The organism is Methanoculleus sp. UBA208, from assembly GCF_002498065.1.
Classification (GTDB): domain Archaea; phylum Halobacteriota; class Methanomicrobia; order Methanomicrobiales; family Methanoculleaceae; genus Methanoculleus.
Genome location: NZ_DAFZ01000028.1, coordinates 1 through 10,670, shown reverse-complemented (window position 1 = coordinate 10,670; position 10,670 = coordinate 1). Strand labels below are relative to the sequence as shown.

11 protein-coding genes and 1 pseudogene are annotated in these 10,670 nt (G+C 59.2%); 6 read left to right on the top strand and 6 right to left on the bottom strand.

The window, feature by feature from the left end; translation table 11 throughout:
• Positions 1 to 153: 153 nt before the first annotated feature.
• Both ade and BRA62_RS02285 read right to left on the bottom strand, forming a co-directional pair.
• Positions 154 to 1,809 (bottom strand): adenine deaminase, encoded by a 1,656-nt coding sequence (gene ade / locus BRA62_RS02290; RefSeq protein ID WP_292364505.1) that lies wholly within the window; start codon positions 1,807 to 1,809, stop codon positions 154 to 156.
• The gene (locus BRA62_RS02285) at positions 1,809 to 2,168 is read right to left on the bottom strand and encodes a hypothetical protein (protein ID WP_292364504.1); all 360 of its coding nucleotides are present in this window, start codon (positions 2,166 to 2,168) and stop codon (positions 1,809 to 1,811) included. Before BRA62_RS02285 ends, ade begins: the two co-directional genes overlap by 1 nt.
• Before the next feature lie 409 nt (positions 2,169 to 2,577).
• On the opposite strand from BRA62_RS02285, the gene BRA62_RS02280 reads away from it, so the two are divergent.
• From BRA62_RS02280 to BRA62_RS02260, 5 genes are all read left to right on the top strand, one after another.
• Positions 2,578 to 3,258 carry a M48 family metalloprotease gene (locus BRA62_RS02280; protein ID WP_292364503.1) on the top strand — a complete coding sequence of 227 codons (681 nt, stop codon included), beginning with the start codon at positions 2,578 to 2,580 and terminating at the stop codon, positions 3,256 to 3,258.
• A gap of 212 nt (positions 3,259 to 3,470) precedes the next feature.
• Positions 3,471 to 4,352 carry a ParA family protein gene (locus BRA62_RS02275; protein WP_292364502.1) on the top strand — a complete coding sequence of 294 codons (882 nt, stop codon included), beginning with the start codon at positions 3,471 to 3,473 and terminating at the stop codon, positions 4,350 to 4,352.
• A 57-nt stretch (positions 4,353 to 4,409) separates the two neighbouring features.
• The gene (locus BRA62_RS02270) at positions 4,410 to 7,223 is read left to right on the top strand and encodes a methyl-accepting chemotaxis protein (RefSeq protein ID WP_292364501.1); all 2,814 of its coding nucleotides are present in this window, start codon (positions 4,410 to 4,412) and stop codon (positions 7,221 to 7,223) included.
• A 10-nt stretch (positions 7,224 to 7,233) separates the two neighbouring features.
• Complete coding sequence (locus tag BRA62_RS02265; protein ID WP_292364500.1) at positions 7,234 to 7,713, top strand: chemotaxis protein CheW; 480 nt, start codon at positions 7,234 to 7,236, stop codon at positions 7,711 to 7,713.
• Positions 7,714 to 7,742: 29 nt separating this feature from the next.
• Positions 7,743 to 8,555, top strand: a complete 813-nt coding sequence (locus tag BRA62_RS02260) for a CheR family methyltransferase (RefSeq protein WP_292364499.1) — start codon at positions 7,743 to 7,745, stop codon at positions 8,553 to 8,555.
• Positions 8,556 to 8,558: 3 nt separating this feature from the next.
• On the opposite strand, the gene BRA62_RS02255 is transcribed toward BRA62_RS02260, so the two are convergent.
• A complete protein-coding gene (locus BRA62_RS02255) occupies positions 8,559 to 8,789 on the bottom strand; it encodes a hypothetical protein (protein ID WP_292364498.1) in 231 nt (76 codons plus the stop codon).
• Positions 8,790 to 9,001: 212 nt separating this feature from the next.
• On the opposite strand from BRA62_RS02255, the gene BRA62_RS02250 reads away from it, so the two are divergent.
• Entirely contained in the window at positions 9,002 to 9,601 is a 600-nt protein-coding gene (locus BRA62_RS02250; RefSeq protein WP_292364497.1) for a hypothetical protein, read from the top strand.
• Positions 9,602 to 9,643: 42 nt separating this feature from the next.
• Here BRA62_RS02250 and BRA62_RS02245 read toward each other — a convergent pair whose 3' ends face one another.
• The 3 genes and pseudogenes from BRA62_RS02245 to BRA62_RS02235 all read right to left on the bottom strand — a co-directional run.
• Positions 9,644 to 9,829: a hypothetical protein gene (locus BRA62_RS02245; RefSeq protein WP_011844388.1), complete on the bottom strand. Its 186-nt coding sequence runs from the start codon at positions 9,827 to 9,829 to the stop codon at positions 9,644 to 9,646.
• A gap of 29 nt (positions 9,830 to 9,858) precedes the next feature.
• Entirely contained in the window at positions 9,859 to 10,110 is a 252-nt protein-coding gene (locus BRA62_RS02240) for a DUF7123 family protein (protein ID WP_048184491.1), read from the bottom strand.
• Between the two features lie 246 nt (positions 10,111 to 10,356).
• Positions 10,357 to 10,670: pseudogene (locus tag BRA62_RS02235) on the bottom strand (hypothetical protein); the annotation flags it as partial.

Below are 10,670 nucleotides of genomic sequence, written 5' to 3'. Positions count from 1 at the left end.
GACTGGCCGAAGGGCAGGAGCACGAGCACCGCAGGTGCGCAGTCCACTGGAAAGCCGTGCATGGGAGTGAGCAATGTCCCGAAGCATCGCCGGATGCGGAGAGATAGTTAACTGTTGAAACACGACCAAAAAGAGCAGGTGGGGAAGCACCTCTCACTCCCCAAACAGCGGAACGTCCGAAAACGCCCCGACGTCAAAGACCCCCCGCTCCGTGACCCGGATCTCGGGGATGACCGTCAGGGCGAGGAACGAGAGGTACATAAAGGGATTTGCGATCGTCCCGAGCCGCCGGGCATGCTCCTCGAGGGCCGCAAGCCGCCGCACGACCTCGTCGTAGGGGAGCGCCGACATCAGCCCGGCGCACTCGAGGGGGAGCGCGGTCACGTCGTTATGCGAGACAACCGCGATCCCTCCCCCGAGCCGGACCACCTCACCGACGGCACGAACGATGTCGGCGTCGCCGACCCCGACCGCGACGATGTTGTGGGAGTCGTGAGAGACCGAACCGGCGATCGCCCCCTCCTGAAGGCCGAACCCGTGGACGAGCCCGACGCCGGAGCCGCTCGCCCGGTAACGATCGGTGACGACCGCTTTGAGGATGTCGCGGCCGAGGTCCGGGATCCCGGCGGCGTCGACCGAGTAGCGCAGGTCCCGGGTCGTGATCTGGCCGGGCACGATCCCGATCACCCGCGCCTCCCCCCGGCCGGTTATCCGGATATCGCGGGCCTCCGGCACGCGGGCGTGCATGGGAGCCGCGGGGCAGGCGGGGGGCCGGTAGCCGGGATCGGCCACCTCGACGCCGCGCTTGAACGTCCGCAGGACCTCGAAGCGGCCGGGGTCGTCGACGACGCAGAAGTCGGCAAGCCTCCCCGGCGCAAGGGCGCCCCGGTCGTGGAGCCCGAACCGTTCGGCGGCTGAAAGCGTGGCCATACGGAGCGCCAGCTCAACCTCGAGACCGCATGCGACCGCTTTTTTGATGCAGTCGTCGATGTGCCCCTCCCCGGCAAGCATGTCGGCATGCCGGTCGTCGGTGGCAAAGCAGCACCGCGGCGCCGTGCAGGCGTTGACGAGCGGCAGGAGGTCGCGAAGATTCTTCTCCGTCGAACCTTCCCGGATCATGATGTACATTCCCCGCAGGAGTTTCTCCCGTGCCTCCGAGAGCGTCGTGCACTCGTGGTCGCTCTGTACCCCGGCACAGATGTAGGCGTTCAGGTCCTTTCCCGAGAGGAACGGTGCATGGCCGTCGATCACCTCGAAGAGATCCATCTTCGCCCGGAGGTCCTCGTCGCCGAAGAGGACGCCGGGGACGTTCATCACCTCGGCAAGCCCGACGACCCCTTCCCGCCCACGGAACCGTGCGAGGTCGGCGGCCGTGAGCACGGCGCCCCCCACATCAAGGGGCGTTGCCGGGACGCAGGAGGGGAGCATGACCAGGATATCGAGCGGCGTCCGGGCTCCCTCGTCGAGCATGTAATCGATCCCCGGCGCCCCGCAGACGTTCGCGATCTCATGGGGATCGGCGATCACGGTCGTCGTGCCGTGCGAAAGAACGAGCCGGGCATACTCCGAAGGGGCGAGAAGTGAACTCTCGATGTGGACATGGGCGTCGATCAGCCCGGGCACCACGAAGGTGCCCGAGAGGTCATGCTCGCGCTTTCCCTCGTACTCCCCGATGCCGACGACGTAGCCGTCCTTCACCGCGAAGTCCACGCGTTCCCAGGCGCACGCAAAGGGGTTGAAGACCTCGGCCCCGGAAAAGACGGCATCCGCAGGTTCAAGCCCCCGCGCCGCCGCGAGTCCCGCCGGGATCAGGCTGCTACCTCCAGTTCGCGGATGATGGACGTCCTCCGCTCGTCGCCGACAAATATGGTCAGAAAGACCTTGTAGGAGCCGGGCTGCAGGTCTACCGGGATCGTGTACTCGTTCTCTCCCGGATCAAGGTTGATATACCGCGCTTCGGAGAAAACCTCCTGCTGTTCAAGCGCGCTCACCTCCATGATCGTTACCTGGAGCACAGCGTTCTCAACGGGCTCACCGGTTTGCTCCACATGGACCTGCAGGGCGTCGCCGCTGTAGGTCACCTCTCCGAACGCCGTGGAGAGGCAGCCGGCAACCCCGGCGAGGACGGCAAGGGCCAGTATCAGGAGACTCACGTATTTGCTGGACATTCGCTTAGAGGACCGGAGACCCATGGGCCGTGCCGGCACGAGCACGGGCCGCATGAACCCTCCGCTTCCATAAATTCACCTCCACTCTATTCATTCACAATTTTGGTTGCTATTATTAAAATATTGTGAAAAAAACGGAGATTGCAAATGTTTCGGATTCCGGGCCCGGTCATTGAAAGCGGGAGGCAGGATCTCCGCGGGTCGCATCGTACAGGTGCCGGCACCCGTCCGGATTCATCCTCCGGTGCATCCCGGAGGCGAACAGGGTGCGATGGCTCCGACCGGCACTTCGCCGGGAGTAGCCCGCAGCCGCGGGGCGCGTACGAATAAAATCGGCAAATAACCGATTAACCGGCTTTCCGATCCGGAGCAACATTTAATATATTGTGATTATTATAATTTAGTTGGAATGACTTGGGCTGACCGGGGCTCCCGCCTGTACCGGATATTCCGGGAACTTCAGGAGAAGGGGCTCATCGACCGCAGGAGAAGGCTCGTCAGATGCACCTTCACACCCTCCATACGCGGATGCCCGGCGCTCAACTGTATCCGCTACCGGCGTTCGTTCTACGAAAAAAACCTCTCGGGGGCAAGCAACGACACACTCCGGTTTATGCTGCTCCACGAAGAAGGGCACGTCCGGAAGGGGTCTCCCCTTCTCTCCGCCCTCCCGGCCCTCCCGGTTCTCGTCTGCCTTATGTTCCTCGGGCACCCGTCCCTACAGGCAGGGAGTCTTCCCGTCGCAAAGCTGGCCTTCATCGCCCTCCTCCTCCCGACCGTCTTCTTCGCCTACCGGACATACTATTGCCGCATGTACGACGAGGAGTTCACCGCCGACCGGTATGCGGCAGATGCAATGAGACGCTGCTACCGGATCAGGGATCCCGGAGCCCTCCTCCAGAACCTCCTCTCCGGGCTAACGTCCGGGGCGTCGGCCCCGCCCCGCAGGGGGACGATCTCCGTGCTTTTCCGTTCCGAACCCGATTACCGTCCATCCATCTCCGAACGTGTGCAGAGAGTCCGGGATAGAGCGGGTCGGGGGGACCGGAGTCAGACTGCGCACCGCACGGAGAGGCCGCTCTCCCGGTAAAGCCCGCTCTTTTATCATACCAGGAAGTCCAAAAGGACGAGAAATGCCTGATAGGTCCGCCCTTTTGATTCTGTGATTAACACAACGGCAAATAAAGGCCGAATTCCTCATCAAGGTTTTCGAGACACTTCAAATGCGAGACGTGCACAGGATTTTCACAGCATAATAAAAATAAGTTTAAATAACCACCGTTTCAAATAGTGGTATGAGGGGTGCTGGATATTACGATTGTAGCGTTCGCCCACCACAAAGGTGGCACAGGAAAGACGACATCGTGCCTCAATGTCGCAGGATATCTCCAGAAAGATGGGAAGAACGTTCTGGTAGTAGACTGTGACCCGCAGGCCAATGCCACCACGGGACTCGGCGTCAACCCCGAAGCCCTTGAACTGAGCATGTATGACGTCTTCATGACAGTCTTTGAAGGCTTTCCCGACGTCCGGATCAGTGATGTGATCGTCTCCACGGCATCAGGGATCGATCTCGCTCCGGCTACCCTGGACCTTGTGGGAGTCGAACCCTATCTCTATGGTATCGAAGACCGGGCAGGGGTGCTCAAGGAGGCGCTCGACCAGGTGAAGGACGCCTACGACTTCATCCTGATCGATACACCCCCGAGCATGGGCCAGTTCGTCATCAACGGCCTCGTCGCAGCGGATCACACCGTCGTCACCCTCGACCCCGGCACCTTCGCCCTCAGAGGCATGGAAGCCCTGTCAATGGTCTTTGGCGACATCAGGGAGATGCTCGGGGAGGACGTCGCCACGGATTTCGCCATTCTGACCCGCTGGAAGGGTTCGGACGACCCGGCGGCCGGATCGGGCGGCCTCGCACTCTTCCTGAAACGGATCTTTTCACCCGCCTCCTCCGCAGAAGAGGAGAAGGAGGGAGAGCGGCTGAAGGCATTCGAGTCCGAGGTCAGGAAAGTGTTCAAGCAGGTATTCACGGTCCCATATTCCCCTGCAATCTACGAGACACAGCAACAGGGCCTTCCAATCTCCCACTATGCACCCGAGAGCGGCGCCGGCAGGGAATACAGGGCAATAGCAACCGCCCTTCTGGAACGGGACGGGAAACATGATGAGGATGTGTAATCGATGATCGATAAACCAGGAAGGAAAGCACTATTTACCGGGCCGGTTGTGCCGGGTATGACTGGACAGGCACAGGAACAGGGAGCGACGGTACTGCCCGAGGCGCTTGAGGCCGCACTCCACGCGGCACTTGAAGGCGATGACTCCGTGAAGATCGACCTTGCCGGCGTTCCGGAGAGTTACCGGCCGCTGGCCACCTCGATCAACGCGCTGCTCGAGAAGAGGCAGGAGGAGAAGCAGCGCTTCAAGCACCGGCTGGACGAGGCCAAGATGCTTCTGAAAGGATCCGACACGATCATCCAGCAGAATCCGATGCCCATGCTGGTCGTCAAGCCGGACTTCAAAATAACCATGGTAAACGCTGCCTATGCCGAGATGAGCGGGATCCCGATGGACCAGATGCTCGGCAGGAGCCTGAGAGATTTCAAGATCGTATCGCAGAAGGGTTCGGGCCTCCGGCAGGTGATCCAGGAGAAGAAGCGCGTATATGCGGAAGTCGTCGTCGAACTGCCCTCGGGCACCCATATCCTGGAGCAGTACGGCATCCCGCTGCTCGACAACGAGAATGCGGTCGAGAGCATCCTCATCGTCTATAACGACCTCACCAAGCAGCGGGAGGGAGAGGAAGAGATCCGAACCCAGATGGAAAACATCGCCGAGCTGCAACGGCGATCCGAGACGATCGTCCAGAAGAACCCGATGCCCATGCTGGTCGTCGATACCGGGATGAAGATCGTCACGGCCAACGATGCATACCTCGAACTGACCGGCATCGATCGGTCGCGTATCACCACGATGAACCTGCGGGACTTCAAGGTCCTTGCTCAGAAAGGAGAGGGGATCAAGAAGGTGCTCACCGAGAAAGTACAGGTTTCCGGCGAAGTGACGGTCGAGTTCCCCACCGGCACCTACATCCTGGAACAGTACGGAATCCCGCTCCTGGACGATAAGAACGAGCTGACAGGGATCCTGAACGTCTACAACGACATCACCGAAAAGCGGAAAGAAGAGGAAGAGATCCTGAGGATGCAGCATCGTATCGACACGATGATCCAGCAGAACCCGCTCGCGATCGCAATCCTCCGCCCGGACAAGAGCCGGATCGACATCAACGACGAATACGCCCGGATGTGGCGGGGAACGCGGGAAGAGACCCTCGCGAAGAAACTCTACGACTACGACATCACCGTTCTCGACGGCGACCATTTCTACGCCTGCTACGAGACGAAGAAGCGGGCAAGAACCGACGTCATGGTCAAGTGGCCCGACGGTGTGAAGAAGTACCTCACCTTGAACGCCATCCCCATCCTCGACGAGAAGGGCGAGATCGAGGTGGCCTTCTACGTCTGGAACGACTGGACCGAACTCAAGGAGAAAGAGGAGGATGTCAAGAAGACCGAGCACCGGGTTGACGCAATGATCAAGCAGAATCCGCTCGCGATCGCAACCCTCCGCCCGGACAAGAGCCGGATCGACATCAACGACGAGTATGCCCGGATGTGGCGGGGAACGCGGGAAGAGACCCTCGCGAAGAAACTCTACGACTATGACATCACCGTCCTTCAGGGCGACCACTTCTACACCTGCTACGAGACGAAGAAACTCGCCCGGACGGACGTCATGGTCAAGTGGCCCGACGGTGTGAAGAAGTACCTCACCTTGAACGCCATCCCCATCCTCGATGCAAACGGCGATATCGAGATGGCCTTCTATGTCTGGAACGACTGGACCGAGCAGCGGGAGAGAGAGGACCAGATCCGGGACCTGATAGAGACTGCAAAGCGGGAGAGCGAGAGACTCGCCGAAAGCGCCGAAGACCTCGGAGCCGCACTCGCCGCCATGGCGAAGGGCGACCTGACGGCGTTCGTGGACGCGGAGGACAGCGACCCGCTCCGGAAGGTGAAGAGCGACTACAACGTCTCGCTGACCGCCATCCGCACGCTCCTCGCGGACGTGGCGAAAGCGGCCCACCAGGTGGATATGACGACGAAGGAGGTCAGCAAGAGTACCGACGAGATCATCCGGGCCACGGAGCAGGTCGCCGCCTCGACACAGCGGTCATCGGAGGATGCACGACACCAGCTCGAGAAGATCGAGGAGATCGGGACGGATATCAACGACCTCTCGGCATCCATCGAGGAGATCGCAAGCACATCGCAGGAGGTCATGGAGCAGGCCTCGAAGGCGTCGCAGGAAGGGAACGATGCGGCAACGCTTGGTGAAGTCGCGGCGAAGAAGATGCAACTCGTCGAGGAGATCTCCAAACAGACCGTCGATGAGATCAGCACGCTCAACAACCAGATGCGCGAGATCAACAACATCGTCAAGCTGATCGCCGACATCACGAACCAGACCAACCTCCTGGCGCTGAACGCCGCAATCGAGGCCGCCCGCGCCGGGGAGCACGGCCGCGGGTTCGCCGTGGTCGCAGGCGAGATCAGGAACCTTGCCGGGGAGTCCAAGCGGGCGAGCCAGGACATCGAGGACCTGATCCGGACGATCCAGGCAAGCACCGAAAAGACCACAGGCTCGATGCAGGCATCCCACCAGGAGATCCAGGCGGGCATCGAGAGCGTCAACAAGGTCATCGTGGGCTTAAACCGGATCGTCAAGGGCGTGGAGGTGGTCACTCACGGCATCACCGAGATAACGAAGGCCACCGAGGATCAGGCGGGCTCCACCAACAACGTCATGCAGAAGATGGACGAGTCCACCCACATGACCAAGGAGAGCCTGGACCGCACCGAGGATATGGCCGCACTCGCAGAAGAGGTCAGCGCATCGACCGAGGAGGTCGGAAGCGCATCTCACGAACTGGCAAGCATGGCCGAACAGCTCAAGAAGGTAATGATGCAGTTCAAGCTGAACTAGGGAGGAAACGATGGCAGCATCCGTAGACGTGGTGGAGTTCCAGCTCGGGGAGGAGCACTACGCACTGGACATCCAGATTGCACGAGAGATCGTGGAGATGATGCCGATCACTCCCCTTCCCCGTGCCCCCGAATACCTTACAGGCATCATCAACCTGCGGGGCGAGATCACGAACATCATCGACCTCAGGGACCTCCTCGGGCTCCCTGCATCCGCAGAGGCCGAGAACCGAAAGATCGTCGTGCTGATGCCGGACGTGGCAAGCGGGTCGAACGTAGGGATTATCGTCGATGACGTTCACAGTGTTATTTCGGTTCATAACGATCAGATCGAACGCATCAGCGACGACATCACGTCATCCATCAGCGGTTACGTCAAAGCGATCATCAAGATAGGGGACGAGGAAGACGAGAAGACAAAGACCCTCATCATCTGGCTCGACATCCAGAAAGTAATCAGCGACCTCGGATATTACCAGAACACCCAGTAAACCAACACCCGGCGAGAGTAAACTACCTCATGGACGCATTCATATCGCTCCAGAAGAGCATCGAGAAACTGGTCCGGATCAAGTGCTCAAACTACAAGGAGGACTACATCAAACGCCGCATCCTCTCCCGGATGCGGCTGACAAACACAGAAGATTTCGAGGCCTACCACAAGTACCTCCTTGAAAATCCGCAGGAAATCGACCTGCTCCGTAAAGCTCTCACCATCAACGTCACCAAATTTTTCCGGGACCCGGAAGTCTTCGAAGTGATACGGCGGGAGATACTGCCGGATCTCGCCCGCCGCAGGGGGTCTATCAGGATCTGGTGTGCCGGCTGCGCCACGGGTGAAGAACCCTATTCGATCGCCATCCTCGCGCACGAACTGATGACGCTCCGTAAAGATGCCAGCGTAACGATATACGCGACCGATATCGACGGCGTGGTGCTGCAGAAAGCCATGGCCGGGATATACGATCGAAAAGCGCTCGAGAACGTGGACGAAAAGAGGCTTCGCAAGCATTTCATCAGCCACGACGACGGCACGTTCGAGGTCCGCCCCCACATCAAGGAACTCGTTAAGTTCCGGCAGCATGACCTTATGTCGGGCATTCCCATTGCCCGGTACCTCGACGCCGTCACCTGCCGCAACGTCACCATCTACTTTACCGAGAAGCAGAAGAACGATCTTACGCACCTTTTTTACTCTGCACTTGCCGTCGACGGCTACTATGTCATGGGCAAGACCGAGTACCTGGCAAGAGAGGTGGAGCACCTCTTTACGCCGTACAACGTCATGCAGAAGATTCTGCGGAAGGCCACGCAGCGCGGACGTACCGATTGAACGTCACCAGCGGTGGCCGGAGGAGTCCGTATCCGCCTCGGTGTCGTCGAATTTCGACATCCGGTGCATGAAGGCCTTCCGGGCCTGGTAGCGTTTCAACTCGGAAAAGAGCATGTAGAAGTTTATGCCGACGACGACGATGACGAGCATGAGACTGATCCAGAGCCGGCTGTCGTTCTGGGTTGTGATGAAGATCGCTACAAGGAGCACCACGAACGAAAGAAGATAAAACATCACTCATGTGCGCACCTCAGTGATTTCCATGCTCTCATCAGGACGTGGTCGCGGCTCCATATTAACGGTTCCGTTTTAGAATATCAGCCGAACGAGGAAATACGAAGAAACAGGCTTATCCGGGAACCCGGACGGCTATCTTAGACAATCTGCGGGCGGGAATAGAAAGTCAAACCCGAAGGGCTTTTTACCCTGTACATCCTTTTAAAACTGTGGATAAAGGCGACGTCTTCAGCATTCTTGCCGCCCTGATCATTGTCTCCGTGATAGCACTGGTACTTCGTCCGCCCGTAGCGGAGACGGTGCCGGAGGTTCCGGAGACACCCGCCCCGACACCTCCCGTCACCGCTGCCCCCGTCCCGACACCGTCCGTGCCGCTCGAACCCGCCAGGCTCTCCTATGTGACCAATATCTGGGATTACCCCTGCTGCTACCTCCCCGGCAACCTCACGCTCTACGGGGGTTCCGACCCGCCCTGGAAAGAGGCCCGGGGCATCATCCCGTTCGCTTACATCGAGGAGGGACGAGGCGGTATCACCGAGGTCTTTCACGTGCCGTATGCGGTATGGAGGCTTAACTGCAGTGTCTCTGCAACGATAAGGCCCGAGGCGGCACACTTCCGGATGGCACTCGTGGAGCTCGAGAGCGGGACCATCGTAGAAGGCGCCGACCTGCACTACCCGGGCAGCATCGTCAAAAACGTGGAGAGGGGCGGAAAGGACTTTTACCTCATCGTCAGCGTGGACGACATCGATTCGTACCGCATCACCCTGGAGACGCTCCCGGGATATTTCTCGGCCCCCCTCGGATGAAGCCCGGAGCATGCCCGGCGATGCGGTTGTAGTTGTGGTGCCTCAGATCTTTTCGACGGTGACCCTGACCCGGTCTCCGGCCCGCACGCCGTGCCCCTTGGGGACATCGATGTTGAACCAGAGCACCTCCGGATTCTCGTGGTTCTTGTCCTGGGACATGAGACAGTCCTTGTGGTCGTTGATGTTGGCCACAAACTCGACAGGTGCTTCGAACTCGATGATCTTCATGCCGTAAAATAGAGCGTTCCAGGATAAAATTATGATGCACGGGAGGTGACGCGCCACGTCGTACTGTTCGAGTAACTCCAGCGCCTGATATCCAGCTCGTCGCAGATCTCGGAGAGGATAGCAAGATTGATGCCGACCTCTTTCGCGGAAAGGCCAAGATCGGTTGCGATATATTTGGATTTGAAGTAGGATTTACCTGCTCTCAACCCGGATTTGAGATGGTACAGGATCTTTCGCTGGGTGTCGCTATATTTCTCTTTGATACGGTCTTTTGTCGACATCGACTGATTCCCTCGTGAGCAAGTGCTTTTTGTCCAGATCAATATTTAAATCTACTCATTTGCAATCGTAGAATCTTAAGATGAGTATACAAATCATTGTATATTATTGGGCATCGTCGTGTCGATCGGTGGGGCGAGGAGCATGATCTGCAACCCGGACGGCGTGAACGGCCACCGCGAGCGCAGGTACAGGGGGAGAGGGGCAGGCCACCCCGATCTCCCGCAGAGCCGTCTGATGCTTTGCCGTCACTTCCTGCTTCGTCCGATCACGACAAGGAGTCCGGCGACTGCAACTGCCAGGATGACGCCGGTGATCGAGAGGGGAGCTGCCGGTGTCGGGCTTGCGTTGACCTGTGCTGCCTGTATCGGCGTGAACGTCGGCAGCTCGGTCGAGGAGGTCGCTGCCGGTGTCGTTTCCGTCGTCGCTGCCGTCGTCACCTCATCCGTCCCGATTACGACGGGAGGTCCGGTCTCGTTGATCGTCTCGTTTGTCGTTTCGTTCGTCGTTTCGTTCAGGGTTTCCTCAGGGGTCTCGTTATCCGGAGTCTCTATCGGGGTCT